This window comes from Nocardia sp. NPDC052254, from assembly GCF_040679495.1.
In the GTDB taxonomy this organism is placed as follows: Bacteria; Actinomycetota; Actinomycetes; order Mycobacteriales; family Mycobacteriaceae; genus Nocardia.
The window spans coordinates 454839-473203 of the sequence record NZ_JBFAUW010000003.1 but is presented as its reverse complement, the minus strand read 5'-3'; the positions used below and the strand labels follow the sequence as shown (position 1 = coordinate 473203).

Genomic DNA, 18365 nt, shown 5'->3' with positions numbered 1-18365 from the left:
GATTCCGGCACTCGCCCCGCACACACACCCACCCTTGACCTCAACCGCGGTTCAGCTCATACGGTTCGTTCATGACCTTCACCCCTGTCGAACTGAGCTATCTGTCCTCCCAGCCGTTGGGCCGGCTGGCCACCGTCACCGCCGACGGGCGGCCGCAGATCGTGCCGGTGGGTTTCCGGGTCAACGAGGACGGCACGATCGATATCGGTGGTCCCAGCGCGGCGGCTCAGCGGTATCGGAACGTGCGGAGCAATCCGAATGTCAGCCTGGTGGTCGACGATATGACACCGAACGATCCGGCCGAGGTGAAACCGGGCTGGGGTCGCGGCGTCGAGATCCGCGGTGTCGGCGGGATCATCGACGTCGAGGTGCCACCGGTGAATCCGGAGTGGTTCTGCCCCACCGTCATTCGCATTCACCAGCGCCGGATCCGAAGCTGGCACATCGATCCCGCGAATCCGGACGGCGGCGCGCGAGACGTGCAGTAGCCCTGAGCTTCTCAGCCCTGGGCGTATCCCGGCCGTGACTGATGCGCCCGAATCGGCAAGGGTGGCTGAGCAAGCGAGTTGAGAGGGGCTGGTCGTGTACGCGACTGCCGGATCGGTCGGGGTCCGCCGAACCCTGGCGCGCATCGCGATAGCGGCGCTGATTCTCGTCGGCATGATCACCGGTGCCGGACAGGGTTCGGCGCAATCTCCCCCGGAGCCGGTGGCCGCGCCGAATACGGTCGGTTGGTACTACCCGCAGATCACACCGTTCGATCCGGTGCCGTTGTATCCCTGGTATGGCTGGAATCCGGGGTACCGGCCGTATTACTCCTGGTATCCCTACTATCTTCCGGGCTTGTTCGGCAGTAGCTGAGGTGCCGGGACCGGTCGGTGTCGTATCCGAGACATCTGCCCTCGAACTCGTGTCACCACCCGTGACGCAGCGTCCGATCGGAGAGAGACTGCGTAGGGTGTACTCGATTGGAAGGATAGATACACCTTGACTGGTAGAACCGAACATCGCACCAAACGTACTGTCGCGCGGGTCGCCGTCGCCGGCGCCATCCTCGCGGCTCCCCTTGCCGCTCTCGCGGTTCCGGCGCAGGCCGACGCCGTGGACAACCCGGCCGCCACCGAGATCGCACATCCGGGACACGGGCGCGGACACGGCCACGGCGACTGGGACCGCGGCCGGGATCGTGACTGGAACCGCGGCTGGGACCGCCACGACGACTGGAACGATTTCGACCGGCACGGCAACGGCTGGAACGGTTTCCGCCACTACATGCCTCCGGGCCTGTTCGGCAGCAGCTGATCTTCCCGCGACGCGGCCCGGCATCATCGAAAGGTGCCGGGTCGCTTGCGTTTCTGGTGGCAGACTGCACTGGGTCACCCCTAGCGTGTCGAGATCGGAGCGAACGATGAAAGCGGTCCGTTTCACCCGGTTCGGTGGTCCCGAGGTCCTCGAGATCGTCGATCTGCCCGATCCACATCCCGGCCCCGGCGAGGTCCGGATCTCGGTGCGCGCCGCCGGCATCAACGCCAGCGATTGGAAGAAGCGCCGAGGTCTGATGGACGAGGAACTTCCGCAGACCCTGGGACACGAGGCGGCGGGCATCGTGGACGAACTCGGCGCGGGCGTCACCGATGTCACCGTCGGTGATCGTGTCTTCGGCGTATCCGGCCAACCCACTGCCCAATCCGAGCTGACCGTGCTGTCCCACTACGCACCGATCCCCGCCGGACTCGATTTCCCGGCCGCCGCCGCACTGCCGGCCGCGATCGAAACAGCCACTCGCGCACTGGATCAGCTCGGCGTCACGGACGGCACCACACTGCTGATCAACGGCGCCTCGGGAAGTGTCGGCGCCGCCGCCGTGCAGCTGGCCGTGGTGCGTGGCGCCCACGTGATCGGCACCGCGAGCCCCGCCAATCACGATTACCTGCGCGCCCTCGGAGCCCAGCCCGTCGCCTACGGCGACGGCATGCCCGACCGCGTTCGCACTCTCGCACCCGACGGCGTCGACCTGGCACTCGACGTCGCGGGCAGCGGCGTCCTCCCCGATCTCATCGCCCTCACCGGCAGTCCCGGCCGGGTCCTGACCATCGCCGATTTCCCAGGCGCACAACAGCACCGAGTCCGCTTCAGTCGCGGCGACACCGGCCGCGCCCTGCACGCACTCACCGAGATCGGCGACCTGATCGATACCGGCCGCTTCACCCTCCCCATCATCCGGACCTTCCCCCTCACCGAGGTCGCCGAAGCCCACCGCATCGGCGAAAACGGCGGGATACGAGGCAAACTCGTCCTGGTGATCGACCCCTACTGATCCGCCGCGCCGATCGCGGCGGCGACGCCGTCGAGGATCAGCTCGAGTCCGAAGGTGACAGACTCGATGCACCGCATGCAATCACCAATCCCTGCGAGTAGGCGAGGACAAATAGGATGAGCGCGCAGGGGACCTGGGAAGATCTCGTCACCGATCTGTGCGATCTGGCCGTGAGGCACGATGCGACAACGTTCCTGTACGAGTCAGTGGTCGTACTGTCATCACATTCGGCGAGATTGGACAATGGCGCGGCGGCCAGTATCAGGGTCACTCGATTCGATGACGAGGCGGCACGGGTGGAAGCCGGGTGGTGCCTGGACATGGTCGTGGACTATGTCACCGATGACGCCACCCGCCCCTGCCCCGCATTGGCCCTGGTCGATGCGATCTGTGCGGGTGATGCGGAAGAGCACAGCCTGATCGGTGCCGATGGCCGATGGATCGGAATCTACTGCCACGCATGGGGGCCCACCGGCGCATGGCGCTTGGGAAATCCGGATGCCGCGCCCAATCGTGCGATTCGACGGTTCCCGCGTTGGCTCGGCGCCAAAATCGACTGAGGACCTATCCGGCTGCTCCCGCCGCGTCGATCGCGGCGGCGACGCCGTCGAGGATCAGCTCGAGTCCGAAGGTGAAATCGGCGTCCGGGTCGGCGTCGGCGGGTGTGATGTCGTCGAACAGGCCCGAGGCGAGCAGTGCCGCCATATCGGGCAGCCGCTCGGCGTCCACGAGTACGCGGAGGTTGCGGCTGTAGGTGTTCAGGACTTCTGCTTCGTCCAGATCGGCTGCGGCCCGGCCTTCTTCGAGTTGGCGGGAGGTCACGGATGCTTCGCGGACATAGCCGCTGACCACCATGATGGCGCCGACTCGCGCGGGCCAGCCCAAGGAAGTGTCGCGGAGTGCGCGCAGCCCGGCATCCATCCACGCCACATTTCCGGGGCCGCTGGGCGGACCGGTGATCGGCAGTTGAGTCAGCCAGGGCCGATCTCGATGAACCGCCAATTGAGCTGTTGCCCAAGCACGTAACGACTCCCGCCAGGAATCGACCGGCAGTTCCGGCGGATGGCCCAGCCCGGCATCACTCATCAGGACGAGCAGTTCGTCCTTCGAACCGACGTGCCGGTACAGCGACATCGGCGTAACCCCCAGGGCGGCAGCGATCTTCGGGAGCGTGGCGCCCGCGAGACCGTCACGATCGGCCAGCTCCACCGCCGTGGCCACCACTCGATCGACATCGAGCGCGGCGGGGCGGCCCAGGCGGGTATCCGCCGGCACCCGCCACAGCCGGGCCAGATGTCCGGGCACCTCCCGATCGTTCATGACAATCCTGTCGTCGACGACATTGCCGTCCCGAGTTTAGTATGGGCCTTATAGTATAAGTCATATACTAATGATCGGCCCTGTTCGGAAGGACAAAACCGTGAACACCGAAACCCTCCACCGCACCGCGGGCATCGCCGCCGTCGCCGGTGCGGCGCTCATGCTGATCGAGCTTCCGCTCTACTTCGTCTACGACGGCGCGCCACCGGACTGGAACATCCTGAGCCGCGGTCTGGTGGGGCTCGTCGGGCTCATCGGCATCACGGTCTTCATGTCGGCCTTCGGACATCTGGTGAAGGCCGCCGACAGCAGCTTCGAATGGCTGGGCTCACTGGCCACCACCGCCGGACTGATGTGGATGACAGTGGCTTTCGTCTCGATGGGCATGGAGATCGGCGCCGCCATCCAAGCACCCGATCCGATCGACCCCACCATCACCGTGTCCGGCACCTACGTCCTCTACGGCACGGTCACCAGACTGCTGACCGCACTGTTCATGACCACCGCCGCCATCACGATCCTGCGCACCAGGTTCCTGCCGACGTGGGCCGGGCGGACCGCGGCCGCACTGGCGGTGGTGAATGCGGCGTTCGCGCCGTCGATGTTCTTCGGCAATACGCCCGCGAACTTCTACGCGGCGAACGGATGGGGAAGCACCGCTACGGTTTCCGGACTCACGATCATCTGGCTGCTCGCGGTGGGCATCGCGATGATCCGGAAATCACCGGCCACCGAGCCCGATCGCGTCCTGGCATCTCGGTAAACACCGACCTCGGCGCCCGTTTCGACAGTAGGCTTGCCGAATGGGCGCCGAGGTGCGGTTGGACGAACTCGCGAAGACCATCGAGGGCTACGCGCTGGCCTATCTCGTCACCGTCGGAGAAGATTCGTCACCGCATGTGGTCGCCGTGACGCCGATCCCGGATGCCGGGGCCCTCCACATCGCCGCCCCCGGCCGCCGCACCCGCCGCAATATCGCCGCGCATCCCACCGCCACCCTCGTCTGGGCGCCTCGCGACCCGTCGGACTACTCCCTGATCGTCGACGGGATCGGCACGGTGGACGGGGACCTGCTGACCGTGCGACCCAGCCGCGCGATCCTGCATCGTGCCGTGCCTCCGGAGCAGGCCGCCGACGAAGACGCCTGCGGTAGCGACTGCCGCCACATCCAGCTCTGAGGCCGTCCGGACACTGACGCCGAGTTACCCGGTGCGAGTTATCGATTCGTCTCCGACAAGGCGGTGACGCATGCGGTGAGATCCGCCAGCAGACGCCGTCGCCGCGCCTCGTCGAACGCACCGAGCATCTGCCGCTCGACCTCCGCCACCGCACGGCTGGCGGCACCCAGCACCCGCTCCCCTTCCGGCGTGAGCCGGCTGGGCAGCGCCCGCCCGTGATCGGCGGCAGCCGCCCGCGCCAGCAGACCACGTTCCTGCAACCCGCGCAGCACCTGATTCATCGCCTGCCTGGTGACGAACACACCCCGGGCCAGCTCCGCACTCGACAGCCCCTCCCGCTGACCGAGCAGTTCGAGACAGGCGTACTGCGGCACGGTCAATTCCAGCGGACGCAGCGCCGCATCCATGCGCGTACGCAAAGCACTCGCGGCCTGCTTGAGCACATACCCCACCGACAGATCGACATCTCCGACGCCTTGACTCATGTCAACATCTTGACATAGCCTCATGCATGTCAATACCTTGACATGAAAGGACACTCCCGATGACCGTCACCGGACCGGATTTCATCGCCCTGCAGGTACGCGACCTCGACCGCGCCGCCACCTTCTACCGAACCCACCTCGGTCTCGAACAGACCCCCGGCAATCCGCCCGGCGCCGTCGTCTTCGACACCAGCCCGATCCCCTTCGCCGTCCGCGAGCCACTGCCGGGCGTCGATCTGGATGCCGCGACCCCACGCCCTGGCCTGGGCGTCGCCCTGTGGTTGCACACCGACGACGCCCAGGCGCTGCATGACGAGATGGCCGCGGCCGGCGTCCCGATCGCGGCAAGCCCGATCGACGGACCGTTCGGGCGGATGTTCACCTTCACCGACCCGGACGGGTACGCGGTGACGGTGCACGACAAGCTTTGAGGCACTGGCAAATCCGACAGATAGGACGAGCCCCGGATTCACGCACTCCGATGTTGTCCGGAGCCGACCGCAGACCTCTACGCTCTCTGTAGAGGTCTACACGGAGGAGGCACCGCATGGCTGATGTCGAGTCTCTCTGGGGCGAGCTGGACGATCTGTTGATACCGCTGTTCCAGCGATATCGGCGGAATCTGAGGACTCTGCGTGTCGACACGAAGCCGGACCACACCCTGCTGTCGGAGGCCGACCCAGCAGTTCAGACGGCCATCGCGGAGTCCGTCCTGCGGCACTATCCGGGTTCCAGATTCGTCGCCGAAGAGGACGATGCCTCGTTGCCCACCACCGGTGATCCGATCTGGATCATCGATCCCATCGACGGCACAAGCGAATTCGTCGCCGGAGGCCGCCATGAGTTCTGCAGCGTGGTCTGCCTCTTGGAGGGCGGAACACCCATTGCGGCATACGTTCTGGCACCCGAACTGGGCCCCGACCGCACACCGATCTCGATTCATTGGTCAGCGGGTGCGGTCACCGTCGACGGCCGTCCCGCGACGCCACTCTCTGCTGTCGACAGGCCGAATCGCGCATCGGTAACCCGTAGCGGACACCTTCCGCCACGACCGTTCGAGGCGGAACTCGCCGCCATCGGTTGTGATATGAAGCTGCGCACCACATCCCAGACTCTCGACATGGTGCGCACCTGCATCGACCTCACCCCGTGGACGAACGCGCCGCAACATCAGTTCGATCTGTTCTATCGCCGCGATCAGAAGCTCTGGGACGGAGCCGCCGGCATCGGATTGGCCGCTGCGATGGGCCGGTCGGCGTCGAACGGCTCCGGCGCGAGCCCGTACCCCTTCGGGGACGAGTTACTGAACGAGGCCGAGCCGATCCTGACGGAGACCATCTCCGGAGATCCTCGGTGCGTGCGGTGGTTCGTCGATCTGCTGGGAGAAGCTCGAAACAGATGATGTCCCACAGCGTGATGGTGGATGTCACCACGTTCATCAGCGCGGAAGAATTCCTCCTTTCCCAGAACCACCGAACACCGTTGCGACCCCGCGATCCGTTTTCCGAGCAGTGCTACACGGAGCTGATCCAATCGCTGATCTACTTCGACGAGGTGCTGGTCCCACATCCGACGAAACTGAACCCGGTCCCCTCGGATTTCGGTGAGCACCCACGGATCCTGCGTCTGTTGTTCGACCTCCACATCGCCAAACCGCTCTGTCTGTCCCTCGAGGAGCAGCAGTTGCTCACGCGGGCAGAAGATTTCGCGATGGACACGCTGCAGACCACCGGCGTGCAAACGCTGCTGAGATTCGCGGATGTCACCCGGCGTGCGGACCGCGAAGTCGAGCAGGAGCATGCCGGCCAGCGCATGCTTCCGAAGATCGCGAAATGGGCCGACTACCAATTCGAGAACATCAACAAACGTGACCACCACGGCGCCCGAATCGGGGGCCGGGACGGTGTCGAAGACGACTATTTCGGCAAGTGGGCACGGGCCTCGTCATTCGCGATCGAAGGCCTGCTACGCGAATTGATCCCCGATCGCGAACAGCAACTGTGGCTCGTCGCGACGCTGGTTCGCTCCCTTCGCTACTCGTCGCGAGCCAAGGTGAAGGACGTCGCCTACACACCTCACCCGCTTCGGCGAGACTTCGCGGTCATGTTCGACCTGTTCGATGACGGTGCGCCGCAGAGCCTGGTGGACGGGGTGATTTCGACAGTTCGCGGTATCCCCGGCGAGATCGACCGCATCGCCGCCGCACGGCCCGGTCGCCGGTATTTTGTCCGCGAGCAGGAACTACCGATCCTCGGCGGCCGACTATGGGTCAATTCGGATCGTCAACGCTATGACGACGACCACTGGCTCGAGCTGATATGCGGGCGGATCGACGAATACCGCGCCCGCGCGGTCGACTTTCGGCGCGCACTCTCCATGGCTGACACCACCGACGACTATCGCCGACTCGAAATCGATGTCATGGAGGTGCGCGACGAGCTACTCCGCAAGCTGGGTCTGGAGTCCGCACAGGCCAACGAAACCGAAACCGCTCTACTGGACACCGTGGCCTCCGTGACAGCGGCATCGGTCGACATCCCGACCGGCGTACCGGTGACACAACTACTCAAAGTCGCCTACCACAGCCTCCGGCGCCGAAAGAGCATTCTGGACACGGCGCATCAGAAGTTCCTGTATCGGGAGTTCATCCGAGGGATCTAGCGAATCTGGTCAGCGAACGCGGATCGAGTGTCATGGATGTTGCCTCCCCCTTTCGACATCCCCTTCATCGGGCACCACCAACGGGTTGACGGACCCGCCGTCGGGCGCGTACCCGCCGCCGCGCTCGTGGGTTCTGCCGGTCGAGAGATCGTGAATATCGGTCAGCGCGGCGAGGTCCGGTGGAATTCGACCACGCAGATGCAAGATGCTCGGCACGATCAGCAATTCGACTTCGACCGCCGATACATGGTCGAGCAGAGCTTCCGGCACGATCAGGCTGCAACTCGTCGTCAGCCCGATGTACTCGTAGCCCAGCCGTGCCGCGACCTGGCGGGCACGAAAGTCCTGGCCCACCAGAGTCTTCACGAGGTCCACACAGGCGTAACCCATGGCCCGCGGCGGTGTCTCAGAACTCACAGGTGTCTCCGAAAGGTCGACGGATTCGACGTCGCTCGCTGTACACCCGGCGGTGTATCGCGACGACGGTGTGCTCCGGGGGAATCCGAGGGGGCCAGTAGGCGACGGTGCAGTAGACGAGGACGGCGAGGATGATGCAGCCGAAAAGTAGGAGAATCATCGGCGTCCTTCGAATACGTTGCGGCACTGGAGGTTAGGATCACAGCAACGCGTGGCGGCGCCACGCGTTACGGTCGAAGCTTCGATGCACATTCGTATGATCACTCTCGGTCGAGTCGGGTTGGCAAGCACCCGCCGCCGAGGATTCGGATCCACTGGGCGCCACAGGATCCGAAGCACATCGACCCGACGGCGGGGCTGATTCTCAGCTTCATGCACAAGCTGAGCGAACCGAAGACACAGAACAGCACCGAGGTAATACGGTTCCGCTACTGGACAACGAGATAGATCGATCGGGGGCAAGGATGATCGTCAGCACGTGGACCAGCGTCGAAGTGCGGGCTCTCCGCACCGCAGCACTACGAATCACCCAGGAGCAATTCGCGGAACGGCTCGGTTTCCAGCCCCCGACGATTCGCAAGTGGGAGAGAGCGACGCGCGATCGGCCCGTTCGGGGCGATTCCGCCGCCGCACTGGATGTCGAACTGTCACGACTCACCGAGGAGCAGCGAGCCCGATTCAGGATGACGGTCGCGGCACAACAATCGTCGCCTGGAGCCGCCCGGAACTCGATGACTCCCTTCCCGATAGGCGATAGCCTGGATGCGCACGGTGAGCTGAGCACCTACGGAATTGAGGACGAGGTGAAGCGGCGCGAGTTCGGAATCCTGATCGGTGCTGCGACCCTTTCAGCAGCCGCAAAGTCACCCGTGAACTTGACCAAGATCGAGATGCGCGACATCCGGCAACTTGCCGACCGCGTCACCGATCTCGCTCAGCGTGACCAAGTTGTCGGCGGAGCGGAGTTGGTCACGACCGGTCTCGGTGAATTGGCGCACGCGAAGCGACTCCTGGAGATGTCCACATTCACGGAGCGGACCGGTCGCTCCTTCATGAGTGCAGCCGGTGAGCTGGCGACCACAACTGGTTGGCTGGCATTCGATGCCGATATTCATCCCACGGCACAGCAGTGCTTCGCCGATGCGTTCGCATTGGCCAACCAGGCCGGTAATGACGAGCTGACTGTCCACATATGTCTGAACGCCGCGCACCAATCGATTGCGCTCAGTCGTGATGGAGTAGGCAGCCCTCATCGGGCGCTCGCCTACCTCGATCGGGCACGGCAATTGACCAGGGCACAGCCGCCTGGGCGTATCCACGCCCTCATCGCGATCCGCGAAGCGTTGGCCCGAGCAATCCTGCATGACCATGTCGGCTTCGGTCGCGCGGTGACCACCGCGTGGCGAGAATTGGAAGCCGCGCTGGCCTACGAACCACCCACCGAGTGTCCGCGGTGGCTCCGCTTCGTAACCCCCGCCGAAATCCGGTCTCATGAATCACGAGGATTCCGAGATCTGGGCGCGGCTGAGAAGTCGGTGGACCTTCTGGCCGCGGACAACACACCGGAAGGCATGGGCGCCCGAAATCGAGCGAATTACCGCGCAAGCCTCGCCGCGGCCTTCGCGTGCACCGGCGACGTGAACAATGCGGTGACGCAAGGACTTTCCGTACTCGATGACTTGGAGAACCAAGTGTCATCCACCCGCACATTTCGAATGCTCAGCCCTGTACGGAATGCTGTGGACAACACGCGCCACACCGAGTTCACCGAGCGATACGACGACCTGAAAAGAAAGGTGGTTGGTGTCATATGACCTCCGGCGACGACAATGACATCTACCTCCGGCACTACAACGCAGATGAGGCGCAGGCTCTGCGCGCCCAAGTCCGACTGATCTTTCAAGGCTCGTACATCCCTGACGACGACCCCGGCGACGCCTTCGCATCCACCGATGCGTTCATGCATCGCTTCGATTCCTACACCGACCCGAGTCGGCCTCGAGGGTTCGAACTCGTTGTCGCGTGGCTGAGAGAAGAACCCATGGGCCAAGCCTGGGGCTGGCCACTCGGTTCTGACACCCACTGGTGGTCCGGTCTGCAACTCGATCGGGGTGACGTGCAGAAATTTGTCGCTGAGGACGGCAATCGCACCTTCGCATTGAGCGAGATCATGGTCCGCAACGAGTTCACCGGGCGTGGACTCGCCCACACCCTGCACGATGAGTTGCTGAGCGGCAGGGGGGAATCCCGCGCAACGCTCCTGGTTCGGCCCGCAAATGAGCGAGCGTATGGCGCATACCGTCGGTGGGGATGGTCGCGTGCTGGCACCCTCCGCCCGGCATGGCCCGACGCACCGCATTTCGACGTGCTTGTGCGAGACCTCTGAGCACCGTTTCAAGGAGTGGCCGTTTCGCTCACTCGCGGCGGTTTGTCGACCTCGTTGCCATGCCGACACGTACACTCGACCAGTACGAATCAGAACCGTTTCAAACACAAACGGTTCCTGTCTCGCTAGAAGGTACTGGGATTCAGGGTGTCCGAGTTTGACGAGCAAGCCGGCCGAAGAGCGTGGCTCGCGTTGTTGAAAGAGGATTATCGACGTTTGGGCGCCGATACCCGATACGACGATGATGCCGCCAGCCATTACAGCTGGGACAACCGCGTGCCGAATCATCAGCAGGTGAAAGTCGGCGACATCATCGCGCTCTGGGATGAGCACGAACTGCTCGGCATGTCGGTGATCGAAGCGATCGAACGCGGTGTCGGCACCAAGGACATTTCTCGCTGCAGGACATGCGGGAAGACCAACCTGGAGCGCCGGACCACACTGAGTCCCGAGTACCGTTGCTACAACTGTAAAGAAACCTTCGACGCGCCTGTGATCGAGACCGTCCCTGTCGAGACGTTCCGATCCAATCACAGTCAAGGGTGGATCTCGCTTCCAGGCACTTTGCGTGCCGATGAGCTACGGGCACTCTGTGTGAAACCGAAGTCGCAGAACAGCTTCCGCGAGTTGCGCTGGAGCGACTTCTTGACCGCCATGCGTCTCTCGTCGGACTTCGGGAATCTGCTGGCGCCACTTGAAGTAACCGCGATGCAGCTGAATGGCGGCCACACGATTCGACCGGTCAGAGTCCGCGTCGGACAGACCGGCTTTCGCGCCGAACTTCTGCGCAGATTCGGTGCGGTATGCGCGTTCTCCGGCCCGCTACCGGCACCCGCACTCGATGCGTGCCACTTGTACAGCTATGCCACTGTCGGACATCATGACCCTCACGGCGGCCTCCTATTGCGCCGCGATCTCCACACACTGTTCGACCGCGGACTGATCGCCGTGGACCGCGACTGCCATATCGACGTCAGCTTCGAGCTCCGACCATTCCCGATCTACTCGGAACTACACGGTCGGGACTTCGCCATCGAGCCGGACAACAAGCAGAAGAAGTGGCTGCGGCTCCACTGGGACGAGTTCCGCCCTCGGGCGTCCTGATCGCACAGCCAACTGTAGGGTCTCAAAATTCGTGGCGGAATCTCAGAATGAGTGGCGGTGACGTGGCGGATACGCCACGGTTCTGAGATTCCGTACTCGTCGCTGCGGCTACTGGACGATCACCTGTACGCGATGGGTCCGACGAGCATCGGGCGATCGAGGATTTCCGGGATGAACCGCACTTGGGTGAGCTTCGCGGCCAAGGCGAAAGCACTCGGCAGGGCAGAGACGTAGTCGCTCTCGGCCCTATCGTCCTCGTCTTCCCAGTCGTACTCGTCGTCGCGATCGTTCTCGTCGTCGCGCGAGTTCACCGCCATGCCGAGTTCCCGCATGAACCTGTTGAGCCGGTCGGGCTCGGAGCCGTGTCGAAGGTAGGGGCACCGCAAGGGGTTGTAGCCCGTGACAATCGTGCCGTCGATCGCGTACCTGAGGCTGTCCTCGGCGTAGCCGTGCCGAGTGATGGCCAATACCTCACAATCACGAGACAATTCGGGCAGGACATCGTGGAGCGTGGCCATCCACCCCATCGGCTCGATGGCCACGCTCCACTCACCGACCTGCAAGACACCCACGGTGCCTCCCCCGTACCCTCCGCCGGTTTTGATGGAGAACTCGGTGGCCTGGTCCATGAGCCGGGCGAAGTCCGATTCCTGGCCGTGATCCTCGCCGCGGCTGAAGCGGCGCACCACCTCCGACGGGTCGAGCCTGCGGAAGAAGGCCACGGTGAAGATATCGTCCAGCGGAGAGCCACCGTCGTGGAGCCACCGAAATGGGGCCAAGGGGTCGGGAGACGTCATAGCGTGCATGATGGCAGGCGTTACCGACAATCGGCGGCCTCGTTCCTTCCTTCGCCACAATGATTTCGGCGATCTCCGGCAGCGATTGACGTCTCCCCCAACAGCTTTCACAATCAATCGATGGCTCGCATTCAGAACTTGAAACCCAACGCACAGAGTGTCAGGCCGCACCGAATCGAAAAGGGTGTCACCTGCGAGCATCAGGTCGTCGACGATGGAGAAGGCCGAAAGCTCTTACATCTGACGACGCTCGGATCCAAGACCCGCCAGTCACAACCGAAGAGCAGTCAGTCCCTGCAACTGGACGCAGACGTCGCTGCTCAGCTCATAGACGTGATGCGAGCCGCGTTCGGTGACAGGGCGCTGAATATCCAACCCGCTCTGGACATTGCCTTTCCACCTCCGGACATCGGTGTAGATCCCGATGCGCTCGCGATGGCTTATCAGCAGAGGCCCGAGCTCTTCCGAAAGCTGGTAACCAACGATGCGACCGCCGGGGATGTCGTCGCCATGGCGCACCGACGGCAACAGGTCGCCCGGTTCCGGCGATTACTCGAAGACGACGACTACTTCGATCAGGAGCGAAAATCCCGGTTCCCCAATCGCGGGGGCGAGGCAGTGTGGCAGGAGTTCTTCGAACAGAATCCGTGGATCTTCGGCGTATCGCTGGCCGGTCAATTGCTGACCTCGTGGAGCGATGAGAAGCTCGAACAAGTGGTGGCCGGTTCCTCCATCAGTTCCGTCGGCAAGCGCACTGACGCGCTGCTACGGACGTCGGGTCGCATCAAGTCGATGGTCTTCGCGGAGATCAAGACTCATCGTAAGGAACTGTTGGAACCGATAAAGGAGCCATATCGACCGGGCTGCTGGGCTCCGTCTTTCGAACTGTCCGGTGGAGTGGTGCAAGCCCAAGGCACCGTGCATCTAGCAGTGGCACAGATGAGAGACCGCCTACAGGAGAAGGCATCGGACGGGAGCGATCTCCCCGGCGAGTTCACGTATCTCTTGCGTCCGCGTTCGTATCTCATTATCGGGAACCTCGACAGCCTCAAAGGGGAAGCCGGCGGATACCACGAGACAAAGTTCCGATCCTTCGAGTTGTTCCGGCGGGAGATGATCCAACCCGAGATACTCACCTTCGATGAAGTACTTGCGCGGGCAGAGTGGGCCGTCGAGACCACACAACGCGACGCCATCAGGCAATGAGTCCGCCTGGAGTCCAAGTGATCAGCCCGGTAGTTCACACACGTTTCGTGCTGTGCACCGGGCGATGGCTCTGCTATTGGTCAACGATCACGGGCACCACATCCGGACCTGAGGAGTCGGCTGTTCAATCAATCGCCGAAGCGCGCCACCAACCGCCCGGTGACTTCGTTGCGGCGCAAGCGTTCCAAGCCCTCGCCGATCTCATCGAATGCGATCTCCGTATAGACCGGTTCGATCTCGCGGGCCTGCAACAGATCGAAGACCTCCTCGATGTCATCGACCGTTCCGCCCAGGGAACCGGCGAGTGTCCTGCCGAGGATCGTCGGGGCTTTGACCGTGAAGGTCGGCAGGCCGAGGCCGACGTGGACCACTGTGCCTCCACGCTTGACCGCGTCGAGGGCCTTCTGCGTGGTGTCGAAACCGGCGTAGTCGACAACCAGGTCGAATTTCCGACCGGCCCACTCGGCGGCGTCTCGCACAAGATCGGTCGCTCCGGCCGCACGGGCGAGATCCCACACGGACTCCTTGGTTTCGGCCACGTGCACCTCCGCGCCCGCGAGGACGGCCGCGCGGGTGCCGATCTGACCGAGACCGCCGTAGCCGATGACCCCGACCTTCATCCCGGCCGACGCACGACCCACTTTGATGATGGCGTGATAGGAGGTCATGCCCGCGTCGGTGGCGAGCGCCGCCAAGGCCAGATCGAGTCCTTCGGGTACGCGGGCGAGGTCGGGGGCGTCGGCGACGAGTTTGTCGGCGAACCCGCCGGGAGTGAACATGCCCAGTGGCGGACGGACGCCCGAGGAGCAGACTCCCACGACGTCTCCGATGGCCCAACCCTGCACGCCCTCGCCGAGTGCGCTGATCACCCCGGCGTTCTCGTGCCCCTGGGTCATCGGCAGGAATGGCATGCTCGCGCCGCCGGACTCCATGTACATGATGTCGCTGTGGCAGAGGCCCGCGGCTTTGACATCGATGACGACCTCACCGGGGCCCGGTTCCGGTTCCGGCACCTGGTTCAACGCGATCGGCTTGCCGGCTCCTTCGAACTGCCACGCTCTCACAGCTCATCCCTTCACCACGGTCGGGCCGAACCGGCTCCGGATCCGATGCTACGACGGGACACCTGTGATCGTTTGCGGATTCCGCACCCGAGAACCACTCGACGCCGCTCCGCGTGCACGGACCGCCGGCTCTACCGCGGCCGCAGCACCACGATCCCTGGAACCATCTGCAGATACTCCCCCAACGGTGTGTCCACCACCTGGTTGTTGGCCGCCAGCGACGACGCGTTCCGGAAGACCGGACCGTTCGGTGTCGACACGATGATTCCGACGTGGGTCACGTCCAGACCGGGCGCATCGGCATACGCCCCGACGAAATCCCCGGTCTGCAAACCACGCACGACGTTGTCGTCTACCGCCCCACTCGGGATGTAGGTGATATCCCGGTCCACCACCGGGATCCCCGGCAGGTACACGCTCCCGTCGCCCTTGGCATTGAGCTGTTTGTGCACGGTCACCGCCGCCGGCGACAGGCTCCCGGTGATGTCGGTGGCCGCCACATTCGCCACCTGAGCCCAATCGGTGAAGAAGTGCTTCCGGTGGGCGAAGTCGACTTGGTCGCCGGCGTAGCGGGTGTCGATCAGGTTGGCTGTGAACTGGTTTCGGTCCGTGGTCCGGGTCAGGGCTTCGACGTTGTCCAGCAGGGTGAAGCAGTCCACCTGGCGGAAGTCGACGACGAGCTGTTCGGGTTGGGTCGCGGAACCGATGAGGGTGTCGGCGGCATACGGGGTGCCGAGGAATTGCTTGGACAGTAGGTCCAGCAGCTGGCCTTTGTTCGCTCCCGCCGCGCCCACGCGCATGGCGACGAGTTCGTCGAGGCGGTGCGATGTGGTGTCGTCGATGGCGACGTCAGCGCCCGCACGCACTGGCGACAACAGGGCCGCGGCGAACAGGGCCAGCAGGATCGGCAGTATGCGCGTGGTGGAGCGCAAGACACCTCCCGGGTGACGAGTCGAACGGTCGCTGACCACCGTAGCCGAGGGGTGGTCGTCTCGTGGGCGGGCCGGGCGACGAACCACCCATCGGGAACAGGTGGGCGGTTCGTCGCGTGGGCGGTGACAGCTGTCGGAGCTGCGTCAATGGGCCGCCCTGGCAGCGCGAGCCCGTTCGGCCGCCGTTTCCGGATGATCCTCCCCCGGCAGGTCGACACGCACATGATGCAACCGCCCGGTGAACGCGAACCGGCCGGTGATGTCGTCGCAGACCGGGCTGCCTCGGTTGATGCCGATGTCGAGTTGTTCGTTCATGCTGAAGATCGCGCGGGTCGTCGCCTCGATCCGGGCGCGGGCCACCTCGTGGTCGTCGACGGACAGGATCGCGGTGCCGCCCTTGCCGATTCCGCCGCCGTCGTAGACGAACCGGACGCACACGGTTCGGGTGTCGGCGCTCAATTCGGTATCGGAACGGACGAAGGTGCGCCCGCCGCCGCTGAAGTTGTAGCAGAACACCGGCTTCGACTCCACGACGTAGAGTGCGAGACCTCCGAAACGTCCACCGACACTGGCCAATACGCCCTCGCACCGTTCACCGCGAGTGTCGAGAGTGGCGGTGATGACGTAGGAGCGGTTGAAGAACGGCGGCGCCGCCTTCTCCGGCAGCCCGTTCATGTGCGGATAGAGCGTGATCGATGTGCGGCCGCGCAGTGGATGCGGTGGCCGGTCCTTCGGGGCCGCGTTGCGGGTGATCGTCCGGTCGTCGAGCGGTAGTACCTGGTAGCGAGCGGCTTCGTCGAGGAATTTGCGCTGTAGTTCCGCGAGCTTGTCGGGAAACTCCGCGGCCACGTCGCGGGCCTGGGACCAGTCGACGGTTGTGTCGTACAGCTCCCAGCGGTCCTCGTCGAAGGTGGGCAGGGTCAGCCCGGAGGTGGCCATCAGCCAGGGGGCTCGGTGCAGGGTCACCGCGGTCCAGCCGTTGTCGTAGATTCCGCGGTTGCCGTAGATCTCGAAATATTGTGTGGTGTGCTGGTCCGCGGCCTCCGCGTCGGTGAACGTGTAGTTCAGCGCCACGCCCTCCATCGGCTGCTGTGGGACGCCGTCGACGGTGTCGGGCACGGGGATGCCGGCTGCGGCGAGGATGGTCGGGGTGATGTCGACGCAGTGGTGCCACTGGCTGCGTAGGCCGCCGACATCGGTGATCGTCTCGGGCCAGTGCGCGATCAAACCGTTGCGGGTGCCGCCGTAGTGCGAGGCCGCCTGTTTCGTCCACTGGTACGGGGTGTCGAGTGCCATCGCCCACGAGGCCGGATGGTGCGGATAGCTGGTCGGGGTGCCCAGTTCGTCGAACCGCTCGAGTACCTCCGCGGCCGTCTGCCGGTAGCCGTTGAGTCCGGCGAGATAGTTGAACGATCCCTCCATACCGCCCTCGGCGGAGGCGCCGTTGTCACCGAGCATGTACAGCACCAGCGTGTTGTCGAGTGCTCCCGAATCACGCAATCGGTCGACCAGGCGGCCGACCTGATCGTCGGTGTGCTCGAGGAAGGCCGCGTAGAGCTCCATCAGCCGCGCGGCGACCTTCTGCTGATCGGCGTCCAACTCGTCCCAGCGCGGCAGGCCCGGCGCCCACGGCGCGAGTTCGGTTTCCGGTGGTACCACCCCGAGTCGTTTCTGGTTGGCCAGCGTGATCTCGCGCTGCCGATCCCAGCCGTGATCGAACGCGCCCCGGTATTTGCCGAGGTAGCTGTCGGGCACCTGGAGTGGTGCGTGGCACGCGCCGAACGGCAGATAGCAGAACCACGGCTTGTCGGGGTCCATGGTGGTGACCGATTCGATCCACTCGATCGCGTTGTCCACCAGGTCTTCCGACATGTGGTACCCGTCCTCGGGCGAGCGTGGCGGCTCGACGACGGTGAAATCGCGGTACAGCACCGGCGAGAACTGGTCGGATTCGGCGCCGAGGAATCCGTAGAAGCGGTCGAAACCCTCCCGTGTGGGCCACCTGTCGAACGGGCCCGCCTCGCTGATCTCCCAGGTCGGCGTCTGGTGCATCTTGCCGAACGCGCCGGTGGCATATCCGTTGCCCTGCAGGATCCGCGCGACCGTCGCCGCGGAATCGGGGCGGGTCCCGTTGTAACCGGGTGCCGCCGTGGCCTGTTCGGCGATGACACCGAAGCCGACGCTGTGGTGGTTACGCCCGGTCAGCGTGGCCGCCCGGGTGGGCGAGCACAGGGCGGTGGTGTGGAATCTGTTGTATCGCACACCGTCTGCGGCCAGCCGATCGGCTGTGGGGGTATTGCACGGACCGCCGAACGCCGACGCGGCGCCGAATCCGACGTCGTCGAGCATGACGAGCAGGACGTTGGGAGCCCCCGCGGGCGGGCGCACCGGCTCGGGCCGGGTGAACGGCTGCGACTGGTCACGGTAGTCGACGGCCGCCGGAGGCTGTGGTTGCGAGCGGATGATCGGAATCGAATGACGGTTCATGACTGGCTCTT

Annotated in this window: 21 protein-coding genes; 14 read left to right on the top strand and 7 right to left on the bottom strand. The window is 64.4% G+C overall.

Features of this window, described 5'->3' with window-relative positions; all coding sequences use genetic code 11:
• Positions 1–71: 71 nt before the first annotated feature.
• The 5 genes from AB0L57_RS10835 (at position 72) to AB0L57_RS10815 (ending at position 2877) form a co-directional block, all read left to right on the top strand.
• Positions 72–488: a PPOX class F420-dependent oxidoreductase gene (locus tag AB0L57_RS10835; protein WP_364959935.1), complete on the top strand. Its 417-nt coding sequence runs from the start codon at positions 72–74 to the stop codon at positions 486–488.
• Between the two features lie 94 nt (positions 489–582).
• Positions 583–861: a hypothetical protein gene (locus AB0L57_RS10830; RefSeq protein ID WP_364959932.1), complete on the top strand. Its 279-nt coding sequence runs from the start codon at positions 583–585 to the stop codon at positions 859–861.
• A gap of 126 nt (positions 862–987) precedes the next feature.
• Positions 988–1302 carry a hypothetical protein gene (locus AB0L57_RS10825; RefSeq protein ID WP_364959930.1) on the top strand — a complete coding sequence of 105 codons (315 nt, stop codon included), beginning with the start codon at positions 988–990 and terminating at the stop codon, positions 1300–1302.
• A gap of 106 nt (positions 1303–1408) precedes the next feature.
• Positions 1409–2317, top strand: coding sequence for an NADP-dependent oxidoreductase (locus tag AB0L57_RS10820; protein WP_364959927.1), 909 nt, complete (start codon positions 1409–1411; stop codon positions 2315–2317).
• 116 nt (positions 2318–2433) lie between these two features.
• Complete coding sequence (locus AB0L57_RS10815; RefSeq protein WP_364959926.1) at positions 2434–2877, top strand: hypothetical protein; 444 nt, start codon at positions 2434–2436, stop codon at positions 2875–2877.
• Between the two features lie 4 nt (positions 2878–2881).
• On the opposite strand, the gene AB0L57_RS10810 is transcribed toward AB0L57_RS10815, so the two are convergent.
• Positions 2882–3637 carry a TetR/AcrR family transcriptional regulator gene (locus tag AB0L57_RS10810; RefSeq protein ID WP_364959923.1) on the bottom strand — a complete coding sequence of 252 codons (756 nt, stop codon included), beginning with the start codon at positions 3635–3637 and terminating at the stop codon, positions 2882–2884.
• A gap of 100 nt (positions 3638–3737) precedes the next feature.
• Here AB0L57_RS10810 and AB0L57_RS10805 point away from each other — a divergent pair, with 100 nt between their 5' ends.
• Together AB0L57_RS10805 and AB0L57_RS10800 are read left to right on the top strand one after the other, a co-directional pair.
• The gene (locus AB0L57_RS10805; protein ID WP_364959920.1) at positions 3738–4400 is read left to right on the top strand and encodes a hypothetical protein; all 663 of its coding nucleotides are present in this window, start codon (positions 3738–3740) and stop codon (positions 4398–4400) included.
• 40 nt (positions 4401–4440) lie between these two features.
• Positions 4441–4815, top strand: coding sequence for a pyridoxamine 5'-phosphate oxidase family protein (locus AB0L57_RS10800; protein WP_364959917.1), 375 nt, complete (start codon positions 4441–4443; stop codon positions 4813–4815).
• A gap of 38 nt (positions 4816–4853) precedes the next feature.
• Here the strand turns inward: AB0L57_RS10800 and AB0L57_RS10795 are convergent, their stop codons facing one another.
• Positions 4854–5300 carry a MarR family transcriptional regulator gene (locus AB0L57_RS10795; protein WP_364959914.1) on the bottom strand — a complete coding sequence of 149 codons (447 nt, stop codon included), beginning with the start codon at positions 5298–5300 and terminating at the stop codon, positions 4854–4856.
• Between the two features lie 59 nt (positions 5301–5359).
• Between AB0L57_RS10795 and AB0L57_RS10790 the strand changes: the two genes are divergently transcribed.
• From AB0L57_RS10790 to AB0L57_RS10780, 3 genes are all read left to right on the top strand, one after another.
• Entirely contained in the window at positions 5360–5731 is a 372-nt protein-coding gene (locus AB0L57_RS10790; protein WP_364959912.1) for a VOC family protein, read from the top strand.
• Between the two features lie 116 nt (positions 5732–5847).
• The gene (locus AB0L57_RS10785) at positions 5848–6702 is read left to right on the top strand and encodes an inositol monophosphatase family protein (protein ID WP_364959911.1); all 855 of its coding nucleotides are present in this window, start codon (positions 5848–5850) and stop codon (positions 6700–6702) included.
• The gene (locus tag AB0L57_RS10780) at positions 6699–7961 is read left to right on the top strand and encodes a hypothetical protein (protein ID WP_364959909.1); all 1263 of its coding nucleotides are present in this window, start codon (positions 6699–6701) and stop codon (positions 7959–7961) included. The genes AB0L57_RS10785 and AB0L57_RS10780 overlap by 4 nt, the downstream gene beginning before the upstream one ends.
• Before the next feature lie 30 nt (positions 7962–7991).
• Here AB0L57_RS10780 and AB0L57_RS10775 read toward each other — a convergent pair whose 3' ends face one another.
• Complete coding sequence (locus AB0L57_RS10775) at positions 7992–8378, bottom strand: hypothetical protein (RefSeq protein ID WP_364959907.1); 387 nt, start codon at positions 8376–8378, stop codon at positions 7992–7994.
• Positions 8379–8842: 464 nt separating this feature from the next.
• On the opposite strand from AB0L57_RS10775, the gene AB0L57_RS10770 reads away from it, so the two are divergent.
• The 3 genes from AB0L57_RS10770 (at position 8843) to AB0L57_RS10760 (ending at position 11868) form a co-directional block, all read left to right on the top strand.
• Entirely contained in the window at positions 8843–10192 is a 1350-nt protein-coding gene (locus AB0L57_RS10770; RefSeq protein WP_364959905.1) for a helix-turn-helix transcriptional regulator, read from the top strand.
• Positions 10189–10764 (top strand): GNAT family N-acetyltransferase, encoded by a 576-nt coding sequence (locus AB0L57_RS10765; RefSeq protein WP_364959903.1) that lies wholly within the window; start codon positions 10189–10191, stop codon positions 10762–10764. Before AB0L57_RS10770 ends, AB0L57_RS10765 begins: the two co-directional genes overlap by 4 nt.
• Positions 10765–10911: 147 nt before the next feature.
• Positions 10912–11868 (top strand): HNH endonuclease, encoded by a 957-nt coding sequence (locus AB0L57_RS10760; RefSeq protein ID WP_364959901.1) that lies wholly within the window; start codon positions 10912–10914, stop codon positions 11866–11868.
• Between the two features lie 119 nt (positions 11869–11987).
• Here AB0L57_RS10760 and AB0L57_RS10755 read toward each other — a convergent pair whose 3' ends face one another.
• A complete protein-coding gene (locus AB0L57_RS10755) occupies positions 11988–12665 on the bottom strand; it encodes a DUF6461 domain-containing protein (protein WP_364959899.1) in 678 nt (225 codons plus the stop codon).
• A 120-nt stretch (positions 12666–12785) separates the two neighbouring features.
• Between AB0L57_RS10755 and AB0L57_RS10750 the strand changes: the two genes are divergently transcribed.
• Positions 12786–13871, top strand: coding sequence for a Shedu immune nuclease family protein (locus tag AB0L57_RS10750; protein WP_364959897.1), 1086 nt, complete (start codon positions 12786–12788; stop codon positions 13869–13871).
• Positions 13872–13999: 128 nt separating this feature from the next.
• On the opposite strand, the gene AB0L57_RS10745 is transcribed toward AB0L57_RS10750, so the two are convergent.
• The 3 genes from AB0L57_RS10745 to AB0L57_RS10735 form a co-directional block, all read right to left on the bottom strand.
• Positions 14000–14935, bottom strand: a complete 936-nt coding sequence (locus tag AB0L57_RS10745; protein WP_364959895.1) for an alcohol dehydrogenase catalytic domain-containing protein — start codon at positions 14933–14935, stop codon at positions 14000–14002.
• A gap of 131 nt (positions 14936–15066) precedes the next feature.
• A complete protein-coding gene (locus tag AB0L57_RS10740) occupies positions 15067–15867 on the bottom strand; it encodes a DUF1460 domain-containing protein (protein WP_364959893.1) in 801 nt (266 codons plus the stop codon).
• A 144-nt stretch (positions 15868–16011) separates the two neighbouring features.
• Entirely contained in the window at positions 16012–18354 is a 2343-nt protein-coding gene (locus tag AB0L57_RS10735) for an arylsulfatase (protein WP_364959891.1), read from the bottom strand.
• Positions 18355–18365: the final 11 nt, after the last annotated feature.

What these genes read in the sequence shown, in the direction of transcription:
- AB0L57_RS10835 (WP_364959935.1), top strand. Translation starts at nt 72, where the DNA reads ATGACCTTCACCCCTGTCGAACTGAGCTATCTGTCCTCCCAGCCGTTG.
- AB0L57_RS10820 (WP_364959927.1), top strand. Translation starts at nt 1,409, where the DNA reads ATGAAAGCGGTCCGTTTCACCCGGTTCGGTGGTCCCGAGGTCCTCGAG.
- AB0L57_RS10815 (WP_364959926.1), top strand. Translation starts at nt 2,434, where the DNA reads ATGAGCGCGCAGGGGACCTGGGAAGATCTCGTCACCGATCTGTGCGAT.
- AB0L57_RS10810 (WP_364959923.1), bottom strand. Translation starts at nt 3,637, where the DNA reads ATGAACGATCGGGAGGTGCCCGGACATCTGGCCCGGCTGTGGCGGGTG.
- AB0L57_RS10800 (WP_364959917.1), top strand. Translation starts at nt 4,441, where the DNA reads ATGGGCGCCGAGGTGCGGTTGGACGAACTCGCGAAGACCATCGAGGGC.
- AB0L57_RS10795 (WP_364959914.1), bottom strand. Translation starts at nt 5,300, where the DNA reads ATGAGTCAAGGCGTCGGAGATGTCGATCTGTCGGTGGGGTATGTGCTC.
- AB0L57_RS10790 (WP_364959912.1), top strand. Translation starts at nt 5,360, where the DNA reads ATGACCGTCACCGGACCGGATTTCATCGCCCTGCAGGTACGCGACCTC.
- AB0L57_RS10785 (WP_364959911.1), top strand. Translation starts at nt 5,848, where the DNA reads ATGGCTGATGTCGAGTCTCTCTGGGGCGAGCTGGACGATCTGTTGATA.
- AB0L57_RS10780 (WP_364959909.1), top strand. Translation starts at nt 6,699, where the DNA reads ATGATGTCCCACAGCGTGATGGTGGATGTCACCACGTTCATCAGCGCG.
- AB0L57_RS10770 (WP_364959905.1), top strand. Translation starts at nt 8,843, where the DNA reads ATGATCGTCAGCACGTGGACCAGCGTCGAAGTGCGGGCTCTCCGCACC.
- AB0L57_RS10765 (WP_364959903.1), top strand. Translation starts at nt 10,189, where the DNA reads ATGACCTCCGGCGACGACAATGACATCTACCTCCGGCACTACAACGCA.
- AB0L57_RS10755 (WP_364959899.1), bottom strand. Translation starts at nt 12,665, where the DNA reads ATGACGTCTCCCGACCCCTTGGCCCCATTTCGGTGGCTCCACGACGGT.
- AB0L57_RS10750 (WP_364959897.1), top strand. Translation starts at nt 12,786, where the DNA reads ATGGCTCGCATTCAGAACTTGAAACCCAACGCACAGAGTGTCAGGCCG.
- AB0L57_RS10735 (WP_364959891.1), bottom strand. Translation starts at nt 18,354, where the DNA reads ATGAACCGTCATTCGATTCCGATCATCCGCTCGCAACCACAGCCTCCG.